This window comes from Shimazuella sp. NTD250, from assembly GCF_059510375.1.
Genome location: NZ_JCAJZS010000006.1, coordinates 154,198 through 174,522 on the forward strand (window position 1 = coordinate 154,198; position 20,325 = coordinate 174,522).

Sequence of the window (20,325 nt, forward strand, 5' to 3'; positions counted from 1 at the left end):
CTTGGAAAACATAAAAACAGAACAATTCTATATTGAATACAAACCACTATTATTCTCTCTTGCTTACCGTATGCTTGGAAGTGTCACAGATGCGGAAGATATAGTCCAGGAAGCCTTTTTAACCTTATATAAATCTGGTTCTGATCACATTCGAAATATGAAAGCATACCTGTGCAAAATCGTAACGAACGCTTGTCTCGGTCTGCTTCGTTCTACGAGCAAACAACGGGAAAACTACATTGGGACATGGCTGCCTGAACCACTCGTGACTACAGCGAGTGAGGAAACAGATCCGATGCAATCTTATTTACAGAAGGAATCGGTATCCACCGCTTACTTGCTGTTGTTGCAGCAATTATCTTACGTGGAGCGGGCTGTATTCTTGCTGCGTGAGGTGATGCAGTATGATTATAAAGAAATTGCTGACATCGTTGGCAAGAGCAGTGCGAACTGCCGGCAAATCTTTCATCGAGCGAAACGCAGTCTTCATCTAAAAGATGGTCCGGATCATTTGGATCGCTTCGATCAAGAGCAAACCACCAACTTGGTGGAGCAATTTATGAATGCTCTTGCTTCCGGTGACGCGGCCCAAATCTTGAAACTCCTATCGGCTGATGCAGTACTCGTCACAGATGGGGGAGGAAAAGTAAGAGCACAACTGCAACCCCTTCATGGGCATATACCAATTTCCCATTTGACATCGAATTTTTTGAAAAAATTGCCTGGAAACGTAACTTATCGTCTCACCATGGTAAATGGCCTGCCTGGAATCGTCGTATATTTGGATGGGAAAACGTTGACTGTCCTTTCGTTTCAGATTCAAGATGGCCACATCGCTAATCTTTACTTCGTTATAAATCCAGATAAATTGACACATGTGTTTTAAGATGAATGAATTCATATATTTAATAGGTTATTTAAACCCACTTATATTAACTATTCTATGTGCTATATAGATTTTTATAGAAAAAAAGTTATTAAAAAATGTCACAAAACTACATCCTTCTTCATCTTAGTTTATGAAAGACAAAAAAGCGAAGGAAGGTCGGAATGAGGAAGAGCAACACTCGATCGTCTGAAAGCGCATTTGAAAAATAACAATATAAATTTTAGGGGGAACCATCATGTCCAAAAAAGTAGAATTCATTATTACGCGTACCGTTAATGCACCTAGTGAGCTTGTATTTCAAATTTTTACGAAGCCTGAGCATCTGAAAAATTGGTGGGGGAATAATGGGTTTGAGATGAATGTCGCCAAGTTAGATCATCTTCGTCCTGGAGGTCGTTTTCATTTCTGCCAAAAATCTCCTGATGGCAAAGAAATGTGGGGAAAGTTTGTTTATCGTGAGGTGGACGAGCCAGAAAATCTTGTGTTCGTCAATTCTTTTTCTGATGAAGAAGGTAATACGATCCGTGCGCCATTTCCCAACTATCCATTAGAAATCCTCAATACCTTGTCGTTTACTGAACAGGAAAGTAAGACTACCATCACCATGCGTGTGGGTCCTTGGTCCTCTGCTACAGAAAAGGAGCTCAAAACCTTTGAGGGTGGAATGGAGTCAGCTCAACAAGCATTTGCTGTACTCTTTGATCAGCTTGAAAATTACTTAGCAAGTGTGGTTTCGATTTAAAACAAACAGACCAACATCAATACAAAAACAGTTGGTGTTGGTCGTTTATTCTACTGGAAAAAAGAGTTTAGAATATAAGTTTATGTTTTCGTTTTAGTGTATCTGCATATTTATGTTGAGACTTGAAGAGAAAGGTTACAATTTCCAAATATAATAAGAAATTATATACGATATAGTTTGAGCTTTCGAAATCTGGCAGAGTATTAGAAAGATCAATTATTGTATGCCCCAATTGGAGGACATATCATGAAAAACATTGTTATTGTTGGCAGTGGATTTGCTGGTACTTGGAGCGCACTTAGTGCTGCTAGACAATTGAACCGGTTAAATATAAGTTCGGATGAAGTAAAAATACAGGTTGTGAATCGGGATGCCTATCTAGGCATTCGCCCGAGTTTTTATGAAAAGGATCCGCAAAACTACCGATTTCCGTTAGAAAAAGTTTTCAGACCCACAGGGGTTGATTTTATCCAAGGAGAAGTGGAAAAAATCAATACGAAATCCCAAGTAGTAACGATTCATCAACAAGAAAAGGTAAATATACATTATGACCGCTTGATTTATACCGCAGGTAGTCAATTAATTCGTCCAAATATCCAAGGGTTTCATCACTCCTTCTCTGTTGATACACTGCAAGATGCAGTAAAACTGGATCAACATATACACCAGTTACCTTCCTTATCTATCGCAGACGGAAAATATACAGTAGTAGTGGTTGGAGCAGGATTTACGGGACTGGAGATTGCTACTGAAATGGTGTCCCGTATCCAAGAAGTCGCAAAAAAGGAAAAGAAAGAATCCGAAGCAAAAGTGATTTTAATAGAAAGAGCATCTGTTGTAGGACCAGAATTAGGAGCTAATCCTCGACCCATCATTGAACAAGCATTACAGGAATTAAATATAGAAATTTATACGAATGAGACAGTCAGTGAAATGACGGAACAAGGTATCCTTTTACAGGACGGAACACGAATTCCTGCTGCTACTACTATCTGGACTGCTGGTTTACAAGCTAGTCCATTGGCTAAATGGTTTCCTGTAGAAAAAGATCATTTGGGGCGATTGTCCGTTGATTCTTACCTACAGGTCGAAGGGATCAACTCTGTTTTTGCTGCTGGAGATGCAGTAAAAGCGAAAGCAGATGATCATCATTTTTCACTCATGTCTTGTCAGCATGCAAATCCTCAAGGCAGAGTTGCTGGGCATAATGCGGTTTGTGATTTATTAGGCATAGACGAAAAAATTCCATACAGACAGGAAAGATATAACACTGCAATAGATTTAGGAGCATGGGGAGCACTTGTAACTCGAGGATGGGACAGAGTTCCGGTTATTCAAAAAGAAGAAGCGAAACAAGCGAAAAGAGGCGTTAACTTAGCGATCTATCCACCTAGTTCTGAAAATCGGGATGAGATTTTTGCAGCAGCAGAACTAGCATAAGGAAATGTCATATCAAAATGAAATTTGAAGTGATAAAACAAGTAGTCTCAGTTTATATAATGAATAGGAGATGAACAGATGTTTAATGTACTGTTCGTGAAAGTAAATGATCGCCCCTTTGAACAAGCTATAAGCGTCCAAATGTATGCAACATTTTTACATGCATATCAGGAAGCAAATCCGTCAGACACGCTGATGGAGATTGATTTGTTCAAAGAAAATATCCCTTATTATGGGAATGATGCCATAACAGGTCTGCATAAAGCTTCCCAACGAGAATCATTAACAGAAGCCGAAGAGCAAATGGTGAATGTTATTAATAAATACATGGATCAGTTTTTAGCCGCTGATAAAATCGTCATCGCTTTCCCGACGTGGAATCTTACTGTGCCTGCTCCGTTAATGACTTATATATCTTATCTTGCTCAGACTGGAAAAACGTTTAAGTATACCGCAGAAGGTCCTGTTGGGCTTCTGACCAATAAAAAGATTCTGTTGCTTAATGCCCGCGGAGGTGATTATTCTTCAGAATCCACACAACTTATGGAGTTTGCAGTCAAACCAACAAAGTCTGTTTTCTCCGGATTAATGGGAGCACCAGTAGAAGAAATAATAATTGAGGGCCATCAACAATATCCAAATCGTACTTCCGAAATCATTCAATCAGGGTTAGAGAAAACTAAGAAAGTCGCAGCAAGTTTCTGAGGTTACGAAAGGTAGACTACGTAAATCTGATACAGGCCTAGAACAGTGGTTTTACATATCACTGTTCTAGGCCTGTATCACTTATTCCATTTTGTGTTCGTCTGCTCCCTAAACTCCTCTTAGGAGTTCGCCATCTTAAAACTGTTTCTAACAAATCCCACTCGTGTTTTTAGTAAATCGAAAATTTTCTAAACCGTCTGACAGAAAGATAGTATGGCTGATGACAATGCCGTTATGGTGCATATCAATCGACTCAGAGCGAAGATAGAGCCAGATCCGTCCAATCCTGTTTATATTCAAACGGTGTGGGGCTTTGGTTATAAACTGGGTGAGGGGTGTTAGTATGCTGAGCATAACTCTTGTACTCCTATGTTTTATCCTAGTTCTTTTGTTTCGATACTTCCAGGTCATTCGGGAAATAAAAATAATCATCCAGATTACACGGGAAATTCAAGCTGGAAATCTTAATTTACGTTATCGATTACGTACTTCGCAAAAAGGCATGGAAAATTTAGGAGGAGAGTTAAACCGACTTGTAGACTACTTCTAATATCAATCGTTCTACTTCGATCGTTGGTGTGTTTACTTTTCTCACTTATTACACTCTCCATTCCAATCATTTTGGAGGCTAATTCATTTTACTTGTACCTGCTCCCCAGACTTCAACGGCTTGACCATTTTCCACACGAAATATCTCCATAATCATTGGCTGTGGTTCATGTGAATCCAATGGAATCCCGTGAACAGTCACACGTATAGCAAACTTATTGCCGTCTTCCACCAAATCTTCTACAACAAAACGCTTGTTTGGAGAGGTTTTATATAACCCAGTCAAATAATTTTTTATACTTTCGGTTCCTTTTATTCCAGATGCATGACTATAAAAATTGGGGGAGAAAAGTTCATCTATCGCCTCTAAGTTTCTTGTGTTATATGCTTCGTAAATCCGGTACCCTAAAGCCTTTTTATTTATTTCTGTCATATGAATATCCCCTTCGCTTTTTCTTGAAAATTAGCCCCTACTTATCCTGAATAGTAGATATATTACTTCGCATTCTCTCCAGCACACTCACCATGATTTCCTGCTCTTCTTTGGTGATTCCAGAAAGAAGCTTTTCTTGAAATGCACCGTGAGCTTCGATGGATTTAGAAACAAGTTGTTTTCCAGACGTGGTCAAAGAAACGAGCGTATAGCGATTATTTTGCGGATCGATTCGTCGGCTGAGGACTCCTTCAGATTCAAACTGTTTGACAATACGAGTAATTGTTGCTCCGTCAAGCGATAGTTGTTGTTTTATCTCAGCATGGCTGATCTCTCCTTGCCTTGCCACTAGTGTAAGCAGCCGCATTCTTTGCTGACTCACACCGATGTGATCAGCAAAGGCGCGCTTAGATTCAGAACAAACATGTGCAAGTTGTCGAAAAAGAATATCTGCTTCGTTTTTCATAAGTGATCCTTTTGGAGGAAAATATTTTTGATATAACGAGTCAATATGGAACATTTCATTTAGAGATAGGGTTACATCGGATGGAGGTAAATTGATCTCGTCTTTCTATTTATACCATCAATTGTTGATATAATCAACAGTTGATATTAGAAAATGAACATTTACAGTTTCTATGTTCCTGAGAGAGTTTGATTTCTGCCGTCTTTTCATGGTTCTCCTTAATTGTGATTTGATCTAAGGAATCAGAAAGAAGAGACCCTATACATTCATACAGGTCTCTTCATTCCTTATTTTCCAGTCGAGCAAATACACTGATATTTTCCTCGAAATTTGCTCGATATGCATATTTTCGCTCATACAGAGTTATTATTTATTTGGAATGGTTGAATTGTTGAGAATAGTTTCGATTTCATCGGTTGTAAAACCACTGGTTCCATTGGTATTTATATTAGGAGCTAGTGAACGCGTAGTGCTGGATTGTGTTGACGAAGCAGTATCGTTAGAGAAGCGGTTACTTAAAGCGAGAAAACGTGAATCATTTGTTATTTTGTACAACTGTTTGAGTTGACGAATATGGATATTGTGATACGTAGCACTCGCAGCATTATTATATTTCAGCCCATAATAACTATAGTTGTTAGGAAGGCGGAACCGGTCTCCATATGCAAGAATAGTGGTTAATCCACCTTGAAGGTAAGTTTTTGTGATGGTATTGCCGGTTGCATTATAGTAGTCATACAGACCATAAAGAGTAAAGATAAATCCATTTAACACATGATTGTGTACTTTTGTTTCAGTGGGATATTCTTCAAACCATTCGTATAAATAGCCATCTGAAGTTGTTACCCATGGTTTGTTACCGGGCATGGTGCGTACAAACTTAAGCAGTGCTTTTAGCGTACGATTTGCAGCTGTGTAATACTTGGTTTCGTGTGTTTCTTGGTAAAGTCGAATATATAGAGACAATGCTTGTCCTTGTGCCATAGAAGAATACCAAGGGGCGGTAAGTGTTTCAGTAGAACGACTTAAGACATTAAATTGAAATCGGTATGGAAAATAATATGCACCGTCAGAAGTCTTTATTGCCAGCGTTTCTAAGTGATCTGCAAACTGTTTTGCTTTCGCTAGATATTCTGGTTTTTGTAATTGTTTATAAGCATTCAGATAGTATAATCCATTCCCAGCAGCTCGAACAGGATGATGGTAATAGGAGGTTCCGACTTTTATCAATGGCATTCCATTACTATCTGTAGTCATCGGTGATACTGGTGCTGTTAATTCTTCCACGGGTTTTCCATTTACAAAGTCATAGTAATATGGATCATCGGTTTGTGCGGTTAAAGAAACAAAGTTAAATGGATAGATATTTACACGGTATGTACTATTATAAGTACCAATAGTTATGTAAGGCTTCATTACGGGGTTTGGTCTCGTCGTTGCTGCATTTGCTACTGCATATAAAGAAGTACTTAATGTAAAAATGCAAACTAGCGATGAAACAATGAATTTCTTGAACAAATAATTTCCTCCTTATAATTTTATATAATACCATTTTATTATAATAGAATAGGAGGAAGTGTAAATGAATAAAAATATGCAATTTATGAATTTAAAAATGATTGAAAAGTAGTTTTATATACTTATAAAAGTGATATTTATTTCGTTTTTAAATGATTGATAATCGGATTAATATTAAGATTTTAGTAAAAATAAATTTAATTATAAATATTTAATTATTTTCTATGAATAGAATTGTCTGATGGACAAGATTGCTTGTTGCTTCAATGGATAGAAAGGGGGATTAAGGAAGAAATGTATTCACTTCTTCATCTTGATAGATTTCATACATATCTTGTAAATCATCATTCATCGGATGCATGGAGAAATTTGTGATAATTTATAAGCTTTTTAGTAAAAAGGTAATTGAAAAGAAAAAATCGCCCATATGTTGGTGGGCGATTGGAAAAATGGAATGTATTTTATTTAATCTAGTATATGCGAAAATTACAATTTTCTATTGTTTAACTTCCTTCTGGGCCAGGTCCACCCATATACATTTTCATGTTTGTATGCAATGCTGTCACCACCCAAGTTTTTGATCTTTAGCAACCTCTATGATGATATACGTAATTAAAAATAGGACATGGTCAGATTTATAAAACTGATGGTTTTTACCATTCAGTGAATAGTTTTAAGCTAATTCAGGATCAACGGGACCGGATAACGGAAGATGTTTATAAGTAGACAAAGCAATCACCGACCTTATGAAATAGTTTTTCAAATTGAATATATAATTGTGGAAAGACTAAGTCAATCACGGAGAAAATCATTTGTCTTTGTTATAGGATAACCAGAAGAATTTTTTTGAATAGGATTGAAACATATCCAAGTTATTGATTTTCTCATAACAAAAGCATAAATCAGCAGTTAATTCAGTTAATAGAGATTTTGTTGGTTGTAGTTCAGCTAGTTTTTCTGCTTGTAAATATAAATCAATTGCTTCTTCAAATTGATTTTGTCTCATACACCATTTTGCCAAAGAAACAAGAGATTCAGCTAGTTCTCGTTCATCTTTTTGATTTTTACTGATTTCTATCGATTGATCAATAATTTCTTTGGCAAAATCCCAATCGTTTTTCATCATCAGCAAGGTGGCGAAGTGTTTGAATGCAAAAGGAATAAGATGTCTTCCTTTTACTTTTGGTTGTATATCCAGTGCTTTGGAGAAATATTCCTCTGCTATTTTTAATTCTTCTAGCTTTAGATAAATCGTACCGATTTGACTCCATAACATAAATAAGCTGTCTATTTCTTGGTTAGTATCGGCGATTTTTTCCCCGCATCTGGCATATTCTAATGCTTTTTGTGGCATTCCCAGTTTATCTAATGTATTGGTATAAAGGGTATACATCTTAATCTTTAATGAAGTTCGTATTTCATTTTGATCTGGTGTTATTGTGATATATTGATTTAATTCGTCCAATGATTTCAGTGCTTCTTCGTACTTTTCCAAACCGTCTAAGTAAATAATCTTGTTTAAAAGTAAGAGAGGTTTGATATAGGTTCGTTCTCCTGTCTCTAGAAAGCCTTCCAACCCAAATTGTACTTGTTTTAGTGCTTCTCGATAATTCCCTTGCAAGTGTTTAATGACACTTAATCCATTATAACAAAAGGTTTTATGGTTTGTTTTCTCCAGTTCAGGATACTTTTCCATGCTTTCAATGCAATAATGAAAATATTTCTCTGCGTTTTCCCCGTTTTGCAAAACGAAGTATGCCCTTCCTTTTAAATAATGAACAAATGGTCGAAGAATGCCAATATAATCAACTTTTTCTTCTTTATTTAGTTTTGCTAACTTCTGTAGAGCTTCTTTAGGATTTGCAAATACAATCTCTTCAATTATCTCTAATTTATGCTGTAAACGAATAATTCGTTTTTCAGCCTCTTCCACAATCCCAAATAAACTCCCCATACCTACTGCTCTCGCATAAGCAATCCGTTTTTCTTCGCTTACATTTAAAATTCCTCGTTCAATGGAGCTAATAGTGGATGCTCCACAGCCCAGTTCATCTGCAATCTGCTCTAAACTCTTTTTTTGCTTCTTTCGTTCTGCTCGTAAAACTCCGCCGATCTGCACTAAATCCATGTCATCACCTGTCTCTGCAAAAAAATGGATATTCTTTATCGTGATTATGGAAGATGTTGGACAAAAAAGCAAGATATTTTATGGATTGCGATAATAATGTTTACTATTTTAATATTTGTAAATATTTTCTAAATATTTTAGGCTAATAGTATCAAGAAAAAGGGGTGAGCGTATGAACGATTTATCGGCAAACATTCAAGTCGCTTCCTTTCTCAGCAGAGTACAGAAAGACATTCGATTACATCTAGAGAATGGGGAAAAGATTGATATTCCTTTATGGGATGCCAAATTGGTCGATATGGGTAATGGGCATGTGTTTGTGTTTGGCAAGGTGTTGGATCAGGAAGCTCATTGTCCTGCTAAAGAAAACGTGCAAACTAATCCTGTTCCATGGAATCTCTAAAATATTTAGCTTGGCACTTGATATATGCCTGTGATGAAAGGGAGATTTACCAGAAACTATCCTCTCAAGAGATGGATGAGCGAAAAAGCTTTGTTCAATGGATTAATGATTGTTTACAACATGGGAAGCCGATACAAACGGTACTAAAACAAGGACATCTAGAAGAGATAAGTAACTTTTTAATTCAAGCGGATGAGCACGAATGGAGGAAATCCTACTATGATTTTATTTACTATGTCTTAATATTTGGAAGCGAAAAGATAAGGGTAGAATTGGAGAGGCTGGAGGACTAGTTCAACTAGAGATAGATCACTGGCCTTTGATCCCAGCTTATCAAGAAATCGAAGCAGATTGTTATGAACGGGTAGTAGCGACAGTACGGTTGCTAGATTTGAAAGAGGAACAATTAACAGGGGAAAATACGACTAAAATATATAAACGGTATGGAATCGACTTAGATCAGATAAGGGAGTTGAAGTTTCCAATATCATAGACTATTTGTAAGTGAGGAAGAGTTTAAGGAGACGGGTCTCTGGTACTCCTTTATCCCTTTTGGGAATAGAAGTATACTTAAAATACGGGAACTTCCCAAGTCACTGGAGGTAAAAAATGTCCTTCGTTGGACTCAATGTCGAGGAACTGCGTGCCCTGAGAAAGCTTACTTACCACTGGGAAGACGTGACAGAGATTTTCCGTCAGGAAGGACCCTCAAATCTGTTCTGGAATCAGTTGCAGGCGGCGGTGGACGCTGGCGCTCAGCTCTTTCCAATCGGTGACTGGACCTTGTCCTTGACAGACAACCAAGATCGATGTCCTTTCAATGGAATGTCCAGGCAGGAACAAGAGGACATCCTCGCCGAGATCACCACCCTCTGGAAGGAGGCAGTAAACCTGCTGGATGCACAAAGGCTTCGGGAGGTACCGCTCCAAGGAGAGGCATCCCCCTTTCGGTGGGTATTCAAGGTGGGTACAACCCGAGGTCTCATCAAAACGGTGTTCCCTGAATTGAACCATCAGTGACAATCGGCGGCATCAGAGCCCACAGCTCTGATGCCGCCGCCGTTTTCTTCCTTTTTCATTACATTCAACGCTGCATTCCTCCTGCTATAGTATTTTTACTAAAACATAGGAGTGAATACTATGATTTTTCGTGGATTTGTATTAAATGATTTCGATTCCGTTATTCATTTATGGACAAAAACAGGATTACAATTATCTCGTTCGGATACATTGGCAGGAATGAAGAAAAAATTAAAAAGAGACCCGGAGTTGTTTTTTGTATTAGAAGATAATACCCGAATTATTGGAGTAGTGATGGGCAGCTATGATGGAAGAAGAGGTTGGATTAATCATTTAGCTGTTGACCCAGCATATCAAGGAAATAAGATAGGTCAGAAAATAATAGCCGAGCTTGAACTGCGTTTCAAGCAAGCAGGGTGTGAAAAGATTAATCTATTAATTGAATTGGATAATGAAAACGTGCAAGGTTTTTATGAAAAACAAGGATTTCATAGGGATGAATTAATATTTATGGAGAAATGGATATAATTAATGATCAAAGAATATTGAGAGCTATTGTTTCTTCCAATCGGCTAATCTCATATGCCATATAGATCAAATCATTAGAGAACTATATGAATGGTTTCGAGTTAGAATTACATTACAAAACATGAGCTTCCTTTGTAGAGTTATTTGGAGAGATCCTATAACTTTCAACAAGGGAAGCTCATGTTTTTTATTTCAAAGTCTTTTGCTCAAGCGGAGTACTCATTTTAAAGCCGAGTTATCGACCAGTCACTCTGAAAATAAAAATAGTAGATTACAAAAAAAGATAGGAATCTTCATCCTTGTAAGGATATATTTTCTATTTTGTGATATCTTTATATTATGATAATTCAATATTATTAAAACGAAGGGAGATTGTTTTATTGGAAATAAAACAGAAATTAATACCTAGATCTTTAACTGGAACACGTTCAGGTCTGTATTTAAATCCCTCTTACATCACGGTGCATGAAACGGATAATACGGGAAGAGGGGCAGATGCCAGGGCACATGCGAATTTACAGGCACAAGGGAATAGTAGAAAGGCAAGCTGGCATTATACGGTCGATGAAGGGGAGGTTTGGCAGTCTATCCCCGACGATGAAGTCTCTTGGGCTTGTGGAGATGGTAGAAATGGAGCAGGAAATCGGAAGAGTATCAGTGTGGAGATTTGTGTTAACGCTGACGGAAATTTTGAGCAGGCGAAACACAACGCTGCCCGCCTTATTTCATATTTGATGAAAAAACATGGCATTTCTATCTCAAATGTAGTTCAACACAATCATTGGTCAGGCAAAAACTGCCCGCGAAACATAAGAAAGAGCGGGTGGCAGTCATTTTTAAATCTTGTCACCCACTGCTCTGGTTCTAGCGATATTCCCATACCGAACACGGTTAACAAAAGAATGGTGAAGTTAACGTCACCTTATATGCATGGAAATGATATCAAGGTAATTCAAAAGGCTATTGGTATAGAGGCAGACGGAGTATTTGGACCTAAAACGATGAACTTAATAACAAAGTTACAAAAAGAACATGGTTTATCAACGGATGGGATCGTAGGAGAAAAGACTTGGAAGGTAATTTTTTTAAACAGGAGAACATTGAAACTAACGAATCCTCCCATGACAGGTGAAGATGTAAAAGAGGTTCAACAGAAGGTTCATGCACCTATCGATGGGATTTATGATGCCAAGACCATGAATCTCGTTACAAAGCTTCAAAAATCGTATGGTTTAGAAACGGATGGAATTGTAGGAGAGTCAACTTGGGAGGCTATTTTGCTTGGCTGACTGATTAAGAAACATAACCCAAGCGTAAAAGCTTGGGTTATTTACATAGTATGCAGTGGAAGGACAAGCTTTAGAAACTCAGGAAATGATTATACTTCTTTAAAAATAATTTCTTTTTGATCTTTATTTTTATATGCATCCCAAAAAACATCCGCGATACGGTCTGGATCATAATAGGTTCCACGTTTAACATGATCTGCAATCAAAACCTGGCCTACATAGATTCCATATGGAGAAAGTGTATCAGCCAAAGAAAGAGCAAGGGAACGAATTGCCGATTTACCTATCGATAGCGAGGCATACTCTGGATTTGGCTCAAGAGCAATTGCTCCTCCTGTGAAGAAAAGTGCTCCCTGCTTACGTTCGATCATTTCGGGTATCACTTGTTGGGCACTCGTTAATGCACCTACTGTATTCACTTTAAAATCATCCATTAATTGCTGTTCTGTCAAGGAAAGGGCATTACCCTGAACAATATTTGCCACATTGTATACAAAAACATCAGGTATTCCATATGTCGACTTTATATACTTCATGGCTTTTTTCAGTGAATCTGAATCAGCAGCATCGGCGGGAACACCATATGATTCAATATTTTGTTCCTGTAGTTCTTTGATATTACGTTCGAGAGATTCATGGGTTCTGGAAACGAGAACAATCCGAAATCCTTGTGCACCAAATTTCTTTGCAACACCTAAGCTTACTCCTGGTCCTGATCCAATGATGACAAGTAATGGTTTGCTGCTCATTTATCTAATCTCCTTTTTTATCTTCTCCGTACATGGCTTTCAGTTAGTCATCTGTATAATCCTTTTATAAATGTTTATTAATACTAGTATTTTGGTATAATCGTATTTTAGGCCGAATGATTAAAATTGTCAATATACAGAGTTCGTTATTGTATGGGAATTGGTTATACGAAGAAGCGATTGTTCGAGTTATTATCGCATATGTTTTTCCACTTCAAACAGTATTTGTCTGCCTCATTTTAGCCATAGTTAGTTTACATTGTGGAAACAATTTCGATATTTTTTGGAAAAAGGAGTCTCTTACAATAACCTTAAATTGATAAAGCGACAAGGGAACAAATTAGCTTGATCAATTGCAAATAAATGTTGTAAGGGGAAAAGGAAAATGAAAAAAAGTATAAAAACTGCGATGATCACTACATTGGCTATCGGAACTTTACTAACAGGCTTCGGTTATATGAATGGAGTGCAAGCCGCTTCGAGTCATGCAACACAAGTAAGTGCGAAACAAAATCATGCCCAACTGCTAAAACAAACATGGAATCTGGCTAAACAAGGCAAAGTGATAACAAGCGGCGAATTCAAACTGTCCACTCCCCGTAAATCTATTGAATCCAAATGGGGAAAACCAGATAAAAATAAGAATAAAGCGATTTTGAGCTATAGCAAACATCATACGATTTTCTATGTAGATACAGAAGATAAAAAACAACTTGTTGAAATAGTTTCAACTACCGATAAAAGTTACAAATCTGTAACGGTAGCAGAATTGAAAAAAACATGGGGGAAACCTTTTGAAGAAGGTAAAGTGGATAAAAATACGTATTGTGTGAGTTATCTTGCTCCAGCCGGCGGTGAACAATCAAACTATTTGAATTTTTATTTCTCTCTCGATAAACATGGAAAAATGGGAGATGTCAAAGAAGTATCTGTTAATTATTTTACCTAAACATTTCTCAAAATGAAGAACAAATCATTTCAAACGTGAACATACACCCGAAAAAATCAATAAGGATATCCCCTCCTAGTAGAGGTACAGAGGGGATTTTTTGTTATGTTATTTTATTTCGGTACAGACGATACAAAAAGGTTATTCCTCTTCGACAAACGCACGATCAGGTCGTACCATAAACCAAAGTATGATTGCAAGCAAGATCGGGAGGATAGTAACAAGTAATGTTCCTTCCCAGCCGATTTTTTGTGCCAGCCAGCCACAGATTAATGGAGATAGAAATGCAGCGATATTCCCCCATAGATTCATCCAAGCGGACACAGAACCAGCATATTGATTACCCATATCATTTGCTGCTGCCCAAGAGACGACGACTGGAAACCCGAGGGAACCCAGTGAGATGGTTAACCACAGGACGTTCATCCAGTCACTGGCTGCGTGTGCGGCTAAATACATGGTTACTGCAAATACTAGTAACCCAACGATCGCTAACATACCACGGGCAACAAACTTAGATTTTCCTTGTTTGACTAACCGATCGGAGATTGCTCCGCCAGTCATCACGGTGATAAAGATGGCGAGCCAAGGTAAGCTAGCTGCAAATCCCATCTTTTCTAGGGAAAAATTCTGAGCTTCTTGCAAGTAGGTAGGTAACCAAACCAGAAAGAACGTAACGATATATAAGACGACAAAATACTGAAGACCGAGTACCCAAAACCGTATATTAGACAAAAATTGTTTCCATGGTGCTGCTTGTTTTTGTCCCGTTTTCACAGAACGATTTGCTAGAATCCATTGCAATTCTGCTCCATTGACACTTGGGTGCTCTTCAGGTCGATTTCGACCTTTCCAGTACCAAACAAGACCGATAAGTAAACCGATCAAAGCAAATAGATAAAAAACGGCTTCCCAGCCAAGTAGGTTATAAATTGCTACTGTGACAATTGGTGCGATTACAGGACCAAAATAAGACCCAGCAAGTAGTGCACTTGAAGCCCGTCCTTTTTCTTCCTTAGCAAACCAATACGTATTAAATACTGCATTCCCCGGATACATCGGTCCTTCCCCCATACCAAACAAGAACCGTACCAAAGCCATCCACCCATGTGATTTTACTGTTGCCGTTAATGCAGTGAAGAGAGACCAAAATGCGAGAGCGTAAAACACAATCTTCCTTGCTCCAAGCTTTTCAGCTAAGAGACCAGCCGGAATTTGCATCAATGCATATCCCAATGAAAAAAGTGATGCTAGTAAACCGAATTGCACTTTATCCATATGAAGATCGTCCATGATTGGTTTTGCCATAACAGAGATATTTGAGCGATCCATATAAGCTACTAAACCAATGATAAAAAAGAGGAATGCTAACCACCAGCGAACTTTGGTAGGTTGTGACTGATTTCTTGCTGTAGATTCTTGGCTGCTCATACTAACTCCTCCTAAGAAAGTCGGTATCGGTGTGGTACTCTATCTTGAAATACAGGAATGGCTTGACGAATTTCTGCTACTTTTTCCAATGCTAAATCTGCAAACAGGATCTGTTCTTCTGCTCCTGCTTGAGCTACTATCTCACCCCAAGGATCAAAGATGATAGAGTTTCCATTAAATCGGTCATTTTCATTTTGACCGACGATATTGGCACCAACCACAAACATTTGGTTTTCGATGGACCGTGCCCGAAGGAGAGCAAGCCAGTGGGCCTCACGCTGTATCGGCCATTCAGCAGGAACGAATAAAATAGAAGCACCTTCCACTGCATAAGTACGGATTAATTCTGGAAATCGTAGATCATAGCAAATAATCACACTTGCCAGTGCATCCCCAAGCGGGAAGGTTTGGTAGTCTGTACCTGCTGCAAGATATTTATCTTCAGCCATCAATCCGATCAGGTGTAACTTTGAGTATGCATTAATCTGTTCCCCATGAGGGTCAAATGTCAGGGAGGTATTGAATACTTTGCCTGCTTGCTGCATCGTAAACGATCCGCCTATCAAGTACACACCATGTAATTTAGCTTGTTCGGCTAGGAAAGCAGCGGTGGCCCCATCGATTGGCTCTACATGCTTTGCTAAATTGGAAAAATCGTATCCTGATTTCCACATCTCTGGTAATACGATCAATTCCGCCCCGCCTTTTGCAGCTTCTGCTATCATCGTTGTTGCACGCTGTTCATTTTTTACCTTATCCCCTTGTACAACATTCATCTGGCATATAGCGATTTTCATTGAACATAAGCTCCTATCTAGCGATATTTTCTACGCTGTATTGCAGTTCTATTGTTTTTTCAAGAACAGGATCGTGCATTTGCATCCGAAAAGCAGATCCAAACTGAAAGGAACCACCTAGTATGGGCACAGTTCCACAAAACAGGATGGTAGTTCCTTCGACCGCTTGGCGTTTGTCTGCCCATGTTAGTAAATCTTGTACAGGTAATATCCCTGCAACAGTTCCTTGCTGATAAACTTGCCAATCTCCGTCCATTTTGATCTCACACTTTAGCTCAATTTGATCCCAATGCTGGAGTACTTCTTCTAAATTCCATACCTTTTTTGCCAATGGTTTTGGTGTGGCCTGCTTTGCATATGGGATACTATAGGCTTCTAACTCTCGATCTGTATGATCAGAACCAAGGGAGATCCACTTGTTTTCACCTTGCGATATGACCACAAACTCTACTTCTCCAGAAGTTTTTTCTCCTAAAACTTGAATTTTATCCTCTTGCGTCACTAGTAATTGACTCACTGGGTAAAGCATTGGGACTTCTGGCGGGGCAGCAATTCCTTCCATCGCCAGCTCATCAATATGCTTTTGTACTACTTCTTGATTTCGCCCAGAATAACCAATGCATACAACCTTTTGAGGGTTTGCGAAAACGTTTTCATTTGGTGCTAATTGAAAAACAAGTGGTGTCATGGTGTTTCTTCTCCTTTGATGTGAGGTGAAAGTGCTGTTTTGGTGTTTTCAAGATGATGAAGCAAAGCATTTTCGATACTGCCAGTCTGGAATGAGTCAATAATCGCTTGGTGTTCTTTTATTACCTCTTCATTTCGTGATTCCTGCTGCAATGCACGCATTCCCATGCGCCGCATCAAGTCTAGTGTCTGTTCATATACAGTGATTAAGCGATTATTTTCAGATAAGCTGGCGAGATAATGATGAAAATCACGATCCAAACGAATAAAGACATCATGTTTTGATAACTCTATCGCTTCTTTCATTTCTTCTATGAGAAGTTGCAGTTTAAGCTGATGCTTCGGCGTTAGTTTATCTTTAATTTTTTGGCCGATAAATGTCTCTAATAATACCCGCAGCTCAAACAAATCCTCCATGTCTTTGTGTGTGATTGGGCTAACAAAAGCACCTTTATAAGGTATGGTAAAGACCCAGCCTTCTGCTTCAAGAGCATGCATGGCTTCACGAAAAGGTGTCCGGCTAATACCCAATTCCTCTTTAGCACGCCGCTCTGAAATGATTTCTCCTTCCTTGAAAGTCCCATAAATAATTGCTTCTTTCATAATGTGATACGCCTGCTGCCTCAATGGATTTGGCAATAATGAATGATGATCCATGCGAAACTCCTTTAATATCAAATATATCGTATATCGTATATGATATACGATCCAAAGGCGTTTGTCTATTTTGTGATTAATGATGGAATTATGTGAATTTTAATTACAAAAATCCGCTGTTCATTTAGAGTCTTGTTTGTCTCCAAGTAAGTTTTGCTACCTACACTTCGCATTTTCGTGAAAAGTGATACAATAATGAAAACAACCAGTTTCGATCAGATTCTGGTTTCTGGCATGGATCGATTCCAGTGAGAGAGGCATTCCGCCATGCGTGAGCGTAAGCGTTACTCCGTCCTGGCTGTCGTGGTCACGATCGCCTTCTTCGTCGCCATCGGACTCTACGCCAGCAAGCCTTGGGTACACAGGCCCTCCCTGAACGAGCTGGCCGTCAAGGCTGGCTACACCAATGTCCAGACGGTCGCAAGTGACGACGAGCATTGGTCGAAGGTCACGGCCCGACTGGGACAGTGCCCCGTGATGATCTATCGTCACAAGGATGAGATCGACCCCGACAAGTTCGCGGTTGGGTTCATGACGCACGGCATCGCGGTGAAGGACGACTACATTGTTGCCTTGAGCGACTTCGAGAAAGAGCTCATCAAAGCAGACAAGGCAGTCGAGGCATGGACCGAGCTGGCACGGAAGAACGGCTGGATCAGTCCGGTGATGTGTGACGCCCGGAAACCCTACAACAACGGCAAGTGGTACTAGACCTCCTGGTCGATACATGCAGACCCAGCCCCTGATCAAGGAGGCTGGGTCGCTGCTTTTTATGAGGTTTGGATAAATCGTTGATAGTATAAATGCTCTTAGAAATTAAAAGACAACTGTTCTCTTATATGCGTTGTATTAGAAGAAACCAGCAAAACAGCCCAAGCGTAATATACTTGGGCTGTTTTCATCATATTCATTATGATTTGATTACTAAGTTTGTTTTCTGTTCAGCGATCGTAATGGTAGCTGTCATTCCTGCATTAAACGCTAGGAAGTCACTTTCCACTCCATCACTAAATATCACACCGCTTTGTTCCATTTGAGACTCAATGACCAGCGGTTTATGTTTCGTAATCGAGCCAGTTACCATCTGAGCGGATGTCATCTTGCTCACGAAAGGTTCCCGGACGGCAAACAGGAGAGATTCGTCTTCCCATTTGACCTTTGGTTGAGCAAGTTGCTGGCTTTTCGGTTGATAAGAGCGATAAACACCATTAGCCATATGGATCACAGAACTTATCCATCCAGTAGAACCGGCACCAGTGGAAACGATGATCCCACTGGAAGATTGTGTTTCATTTGGAGTTTGATATCCAAGCCGATAACGAGCAGAGACATGGGTAGAAGCACCGATAAATAAGTCATTAAAAGCACGTAAAGACTGTCCATCGTTAAGTTTGGCTTCTGCCATAGTAATTTTTTTGTATGTTTCTCTGCCATGGAATAAGCTTTCCACAGCAGCATATGCATCAGTTACTTGAAAAGGAAGTAAGATTCCATCAATATGTTCAGGGTCAGGATTGATAGCAATCAATGGCTGGCCGGATAAATATTTTGCCGTATTGACCACTAACCCATCGATACCGATGGTCACAACAATATCTTGGGGAGAAAAAATATAATTTGGTAAAAAAGAGCGATCAATCACTTGCAGTTTATAGTTTTCACGAAGCTGTTCTTTGACGGATTCTACCGCAGAAAGATACGTATTGTGTTCTGCTTCAAAAAGACTGAAATCCTGAGTAGTTTCTCCTGATGGGGAGCGTGAAGCCTGTTTAAGGCTTTGATTGACATAAAATTTGGCTTGAGATCGCGTATTATAGCGTTTGACCAAGCCGTCTAATCGTGTTTCCCTCGTGACGATGACGATTTTTTCGTAATTCATCGTCTCTTCGGTTTTTCTTCCATCAAAGATTCTAGTAAATCAGGAGAAATATTTAGCTGCCCGATCTTAGATGCATTTTTCGCCAGTTCTTTGATTGCCATGCTAACCGCTAAGCGTGGTTCAGCCGTTTGAATCGCTAGTGCTTGGATGAGAGAGGAATCGAGTTCTGTAAGCGGGCGAAGGGTAGCTTCTAAGGCGTAAGCTTGTGCATCCGCTTCTGCTTTGGCATTTTCTGTTTTTGTAACGACGAGCAGCTTTCTTTCTGTTTCTAATTTTACTTGTCCTTGCAGTTTCGCTTCTCTGATCTTTTGTTCCTTCATCTCGATAGCTAGGTTTGCTTCTGCTTTGGTTTCGCGTATTTGCCGTTGTTTTTCTTCCAGCTTGATCTCCGTTTGCAGTTCGTTTTCTTTGATTCGTCTTTCTTGGTCAACGGCTGCATTGCGTCGTTCGTAGATCGCATCATCCGCTTTTTTCAATAAGTCTTCTCTCGCTTCTGCCTCAAGTGCTCGAGCCATTTCTGGAGTAGGTTTAATAGCCGCGATCGCTAATGTTTGGAGTTCTACGCCTAATTTTTCTAAATCGCCAGAGTCAGTTAACAATTTTCTTACAGCAAGACTTACTTCATCTGACACTTGAACAGCTTCTTTTAAGGAGCGTTTTTGAATTTCAGTTCGGGTATGTACTTGTAATAAATTGACGATCCTCTGTTCCAATTTTTCTGGATCATCGGATATGTATTGATTGGAGCGGTCTTTGATCGTGTAGTCCAATAGACTTGCCACCATTTCCGGCTCGATTATGCGGTAAGTGACTTGTCCTTGTACGGTGACGGGTTGGAAGTCAGCGGTGATCTCATTGAAAATAAAAGATGTATCTTTACTGGAAATTGGGACTACGGAAATGGAGGAAGAACGTTTAAAATAGAAGAAAGATAACCCTTTCCCACTCTGTTTTAATATTCCTTTCTGATAATGAAGTACAAATTGTGTTGGGTTGGTCTTGAGATAACGAAAGCCAAACATGCTGTTCACTCCTTAAGTTGTATAAAGGATATTGTAACATATAC

24 protein-coding genes are annotated in these 20,325 nt (G+C 39.1%); 13 read left to right on the forward strand and 11 right to left on the reverse strand.

Annotation, left to right across the window (positions count from 1 at the left end; translation table 11 throughout):
- Nucleotides 1-10: 10 nt before the first annotated feature.
- From AC5WOF_RS15675 to AC5WOF_RS15700, 6 genes are all read left to right on the forward strand, one after another.
- Nucleotides 11-886 carry an RNA polymerase sigma-70 factor gene (locus AC5WOF_RS15675; RefSeq protein ID WP_496050931.1) on the forward strand — a complete coding sequence of 292 codons (876 nt, stop codon included), beginning with the start codon at nucleotides 11-13 and terminating at the stop codon, nucleotides 884-886.
- Between the two features lie 238 nt (nucleotides 887-1,124).
- Complete coding sequence (locus tag AC5WOF_RS15680; RefSeq protein ID WP_496050886.1) at nucleotides 1,125-1,631, forward strand: SRPBCC family protein; 507 nt, start codon at nucleotides 1,125-1,127, stop codon at nucleotides 1,629-1,631.
- Nucleotides 1,632-1,877: 246 nt separating this feature from the next.
- The gene (locus AC5WOF_RS15685) at nucleotides 1,878-3,071 is read left to right on the forward strand and encodes an NAD(P)/FAD-dependent oxidoreductase (protein ID WP_496050887.1); all 1,194 of its coding nucleotides are present in this window, start codon (nucleotides 1,878-1,880) and stop codon (nucleotides 3,069-3,071) included.
- 78 nt (nucleotides 3,072-3,149) lie between these two features.
- A complete protein-coding gene (locus AC5WOF_RS15690) occupies nucleotides 3,150-3,776 on the forward strand; it encodes an FMN-dependent NADH-azoreductase (protein ID WP_496050888.1) in 627 nt (208 codons plus the stop codon).
- A 213-nt stretch (nucleotides 3,777-3,989) separates the two neighbouring features.
- Nucleotides 3,990-4,118: a winged helix-turn-helix domain-containing protein gene (locus AC5WOF_RS15695; protein WP_496050889.1), complete on the forward strand. Its 129-nt coding sequence runs from the start codon at nucleotides 3,990-3,992 to the stop codon at nucleotides 4,116-4,118.
- Nucleotide 4,119: 1 nt separating this feature from the next.
- The gene (locus tag AC5WOF_RS15700; RefSeq protein ID WP_496050890.1) at nucleotides 4,120-4,326 is read left to right on the forward strand and encodes a hypothetical protein; all 207 of its coding nucleotides are present in this window, start codon (nucleotides 4,120-4,122) and stop codon (nucleotides 4,324-4,326) included.
- A gap of 78 nt (nucleotides 4,327-4,404) precedes the next feature.
- Here the strand turns inward: AC5WOF_RS15700 and AC5WOF_RS15705 are convergent, their stop codons facing one another.
- The 4 genes from AC5WOF_RS15705 to AC5WOF_RS15720 form a co-directional block, all read right to left on the reverse strand.
- Entirely contained in the window at nucleotides 4,405-4,758 is a 354-nt protein-coding gene (locus AC5WOF_RS15705) for a nuclear transport factor 2 family protein (protein WP_496050891.1), read from the reverse strand.
- Nucleotides 4,759-4,795: 37 nt separating this feature from the next.
- Nucleotides 4,796-5,224 carry a MarR family winged helix-turn-helix transcriptional regulator gene (locus AC5WOF_RS15710; protein ID WP_496050892.1) on the reverse strand — a complete coding sequence of 143 codons (429 nt, stop codon included), beginning with the start codon at nucleotides 5,222-5,224 and terminating at the stop codon, nucleotides 4,796-4,798.
- Nucleotides 5,225-5,590: 366 nt separating this feature from the next.
- Nucleotides 5,591-6,742, reverse strand: coding sequence for a D-glucuronyl C5-epimerase family protein (locus tag AC5WOF_RS15715; protein ID WP_496050893.1), 1,152 nt, complete (start codon nucleotides 6,740-6,742; stop codon nucleotides 5,591-5,593).
- 808 nt (nucleotides 6,743-7,550) lie between these two features.
- Nucleotides 7,551-8,870 (reverse strand): tetratricopeptide repeat protein, encoded by a 1,320-nt coding sequence (locus tag AC5WOF_RS15720; protein WP_496050894.1) that lies wholly within the window; start codon nucleotides 8,868-8,870, stop codon nucleotides 7,551-7,553.
- A gap of 172 nt (nucleotides 8,871-9,042) precedes the next feature.
- Between AC5WOF_RS15720 and AC5WOF_RS15725 the strand changes: the two genes are divergently transcribed.
- The 5 genes from AC5WOF_RS15725 to AC5WOF_RS15745 all read left to right on the forward strand — a co-directional run bounded on the left by AC5WOF_RS15725 (nucleotide 9,043) and on the right by AC5WOF_RS15745 (nucleotide 12,110).
- The gene (locus tag AC5WOF_RS15725) at nucleotides 9,043-9,273 is read left to right on the forward strand and encodes a hypothetical protein (protein WP_496050895.1); all 231 of its coding nucleotides are present in this window, start codon (nucleotides 9,043-9,045) and stop codon (nucleotides 9,271-9,273) included.
- Between the two features lie 319 nt (nucleotides 9,274-9,592).
- The gene (locus tag AC5WOF_RS15730) at nucleotides 9,593-9,766 is read left to right on the forward strand and encodes a hypothetical protein (RefSeq protein ID WP_496050896.1); all 174 of its coding nucleotides are present in this window, start codon (nucleotides 9,593-9,595) and stop codon (nucleotides 9,764-9,766) included.
- Nucleotides 9,767-9,882: 116 nt separating this feature from the next.
- Nucleotides 9,883-10,293: a hypothetical protein gene (locus tag AC5WOF_RS15735; RefSeq protein ID WP_496050897.1), complete on the forward strand. Its 411-nt coding sequence runs from the start codon at nucleotides 9,883-9,885 to the stop codon at nucleotides 10,291-10,293.
- A gap of 120 nt (nucleotides 10,294-10,413) precedes the next feature.
- On the forward strand, nucleotides 10,414-10,821 hold the full coding sequence (locus AC5WOF_RS15740) for a GNAT family acetyltransferase (protein WP_496050898.1): 408 nt from the start codon (nucleotides 10,414-10,416) through the stop codon (nucleotides 10,819-10,821).
- A gap of 380 nt (nucleotides 10,822-11,201) precedes the next feature.
- A complete protein-coding gene (locus tag AC5WOF_RS15745) occupies nucleotides 11,202-12,110 on the forward strand; it encodes a peptidoglycan recognition protein family protein (RefSeq protein WP_496050899.1) in 909 nt (302 codons plus the stop codon).
- Nucleotides 12,111-12,199: 89 nt separating this feature from the next.
- On the opposite strand, the gene AC5WOF_RS15750 is transcribed toward AC5WOF_RS15745, so the two are convergent.
- The gene (locus tag AC5WOF_RS15750; RefSeq protein WP_496050900.1) at nucleotides 12,200-12,859 is read right to left on the reverse strand and encodes an SDR family NAD(P)-dependent oxidoreductase; all 660 of its coding nucleotides are present in this window, start codon (nucleotides 12,857-12,859) and stop codon (nucleotides 12,200-12,202) included.
- Between the two features lie 385 nt (nucleotides 12,860-13,244).
- On the opposite strand from AC5WOF_RS15750, the gene AC5WOF_RS15755 reads away from it, so the two are divergent.
- Nucleotides 13,245-13,808 carry a DUF4309 domain-containing protein gene (locus AC5WOF_RS15755; protein WP_496050901.1) on the forward strand — a complete coding sequence of 188 codons (564 nt, stop codon included), beginning with the start codon at nucleotides 13,245-13,247 and terminating at the stop codon, nucleotides 13,806-13,808.
- A gap of 141 nt (nucleotides 13,809-13,949) precedes the next feature.
- Here the strand turns inward: AC5WOF_RS15755 and AC5WOF_RS15760 are convergent, their stop codons facing one another.
- The 4 genes from AC5WOF_RS15760 to AC5WOF_RS15775 are packed head-to-tail and all read right to left on the reverse strand — an operon-like array spanning nucleotide 13,950 to nucleotide 17,380.
- On the reverse strand, nucleotides 13,950-15,239 hold the full coding sequence (locus tag AC5WOF_RS15760) for an MFS transporter (RefSeq protein WP_496050902.1): 1,290 nt from the start codon (nucleotides 15,237-15,239) through the stop codon (nucleotides 13,950-13,952).
- 11 nt (nucleotides 15,240-15,250) lie between these two features.
- Nucleotides 15,251-16,036, reverse strand: a complete 786-nt coding sequence (locus AC5WOF_RS15765) for a carbon-nitrogen family hydrolase (RefSeq protein WP_496050903.1) — start codon at nucleotides 16,034-16,036, stop codon at nucleotides 15,251-15,253.
- Between the two features lie 13 nt (nucleotides 16,037-16,049).
- Entirely contained in the window at nucleotides 16,050-16,724 is a 675-nt protein-coding gene (locus AC5WOF_RS15770; protein ID WP_496050904.1) for a DUF2848 domain-containing protein, read from the reverse strand.
- A complete protein-coding gene (locus AC5WOF_RS15775) occupies nucleotides 16,721-17,380 on the reverse strand; it encodes a GntR family transcriptional regulator (RefSeq protein ID WP_496050905.1) in 660 nt (219 codons plus the stop codon). Before AC5WOF_RS15775 ends, AC5WOF_RS15770 begins: the two co-directional genes overlap by 4 nt.
- A gap of 267 nt (nucleotides 17,381-17,647) precedes the next feature.
- On the opposite strand from AC5WOF_RS15775, the gene AC5WOF_RS15780 reads away from it, so the two are divergent.
- Complete coding sequence (locus AC5WOF_RS15780; protein WP_496050906.1) at nucleotides 17,648-18,091, forward strand: hypothetical protein; 444 nt, start codon at nucleotides 17,648-17,650, stop codon at nucleotides 18,089-18,091.
- Nucleotides 18,092-18,290: 199 nt separating this feature from the next.
- Here the strand turns inward: AC5WOF_RS15780 and AC5WOF_RS15785 are convergent, their stop codons facing one another.
- Nucleotides 18,291-19,259 (reverse strand): NAD(+)/NADH kinase, encoded by a 969-nt coding sequence (locus AC5WOF_RS15785; RefSeq protein WP_496050907.1) that lies wholly within the window; start codon nucleotides 19,257-19,259, stop codon nucleotides 18,291-18,293.
- Complete coding sequence (locus AC5WOF_RS15790; protein ID WP_496050908.1) at nucleotides 19,256-20,281, reverse strand: SPFH domain-containing protein; 1,026 nt, start codon at nucleotides 20,279-20,281, stop codon at nucleotides 19,256-19,258. Before AC5WOF_RS15790 ends, AC5WOF_RS15785 begins: the two co-directional genes overlap by 4 nt.
- Nucleotides 20,282-20,325 lie beyond the last annotated feature (44 nt).

Excerpts from the sequence above, each read along its gene's own strand:
- AC5WOF_RS15710 (WP_496050892.1), bottom strand. The coding sequence starts at position 5,224 with ATGAAAAACGAAGCAGATATTCTTTTTCGACAACTTGCACATGTTTGT.
- AC5WOF_RS15685 (WP_496050887.1), top strand. The coding sequence starts at position 1,878 with ATGAAAAACATTGTTATTGTTGGCAGTGGATTTGCTGGTACTTGGAGC.
- AC5WOF_RS15760 (WP_496050902.1), bottom strand. The coding sequence starts at position 15,239 with ATGAGCAGCCAAGAATCTACAGCAAGAAATCAGTCACAACCTACCAAA.
- AC5WOF_RS15770 (WP_496050904.1), bottom strand. The coding sequence starts at position 16,724 with ATGACACCACTTGTTTTTCAATTAGCACCAAATGAAAACGTTTTCGCA.
- AC5WOF_RS15725 (WP_496050895.1), top strand. The coding sequence starts at position 9,043 with ATGAACGATTTATCGGCAAACATTCAAGTCGCTTCCTTTCTCAGCAGA.
- AC5WOF_RS15695 (WP_496050889.1), top strand. The coding sequence starts at position 3,990 with ATGGCTGATGACAATGCCGTTATGGTGCATATCAATCGACTCAGAGCG.
- AC5WOF_RS15740 (WP_496050898.1), top strand. The coding sequence starts at position 10,414 with ATGATTTTTCGTGGATTTGTATTAAATGATTTCGATTCCGTTATTCAT.
- AC5WOF_RS15705 (WP_496050891.1), bottom strand. The coding sequence starts at position 4,758 with ATGACAGAAATAAATAAAAAGGCTTTAGGGTACCGGATTTACGAAGCA.
- AC5WOF_RS15735 (WP_496050897.1), top strand. The coding sequence starts at position 9,883 with ATGTCCTTCGTTGGACTCAATGTCGAGGAACTGCGTGCCCTGAGAAAG.
- AC5WOF_RS15765 (WP_496050903.1), bottom strand. The coding sequence starts at position 16,036 with ATGAAAATCGCTATATGCCAGATGAATGTTGTACAAGGGGATAAGGTA.
- AC5WOF_RS15755 (WP_496050901.1), top strand. The coding sequence starts at position 13,245 with ATGAAAAAAAGTATAAAAACTGCGATGATCACTACATTGGCTATCGGA.
- AC5WOF_RS15680 (WP_496050886.1), top strand. The coding sequence starts at position 1,125 with ATGTCCAAAAAAGTAGAATTCATTATTACGCGTACCGTTAATGCACCT.
- AC5WOF_RS15690 (WP_496050888.1), top strand. The coding sequence starts at position 3,150 with ATGTTTAATGTACTGTTCGTGAAAGTAAATGATCGCCCCTTTGAACAA.
- AC5WOF_RS15790 (WP_496050908.1), bottom strand. The coding sequence starts at position 20,281 with ATGTTTGGCTTTCGTTATCTCAAGACCAACCCAACACAATTTGTACTT.
- AC5WOF_RS15780 (WP_496050906.1), top strand. The coding sequence starts at position 17,648 with ATGCGTGAGCGTAAGCGTTACTCCGTCCTGGCTGTCGTGGTCACGATC.
- AC5WOF_RS15700 (WP_496050890.1), top strand. The coding sequence starts at position 4,120 with ATGCTGAGCATAACTCTTGTACTCCTATGTTTTATCCTAGTTCTTTTG.
- AC5WOF_RS15750 (WP_496050900.1), bottom strand. The coding sequence starts at position 12,859 with ATGAGCAGCAAACCATTACTTGTCATCATTGGATCAGGACCAGGAGTA.
- AC5WOF_RS15775 (WP_496050905.1), bottom strand. The coding sequence starts at position 17,380 with ATGGATCATCATTCATTATTGCCAAATCCATTGAGGCAGCAGGCGTAT.
- AC5WOF_RS15785 (WP_496050907.1), bottom strand. The coding sequence starts at position 19,259 with ATGAATTACGAAAAAATCGTCATCGTCACGAGGGAAACACGATTAGAC.
- AC5WOF_RS15720 (WP_496050894.1), bottom strand. The coding sequence starts at position 8,870 with ATGGATTTAGTGCAGATCGGCGGAGTTTTACGAGCAGAACGAAAGAAG.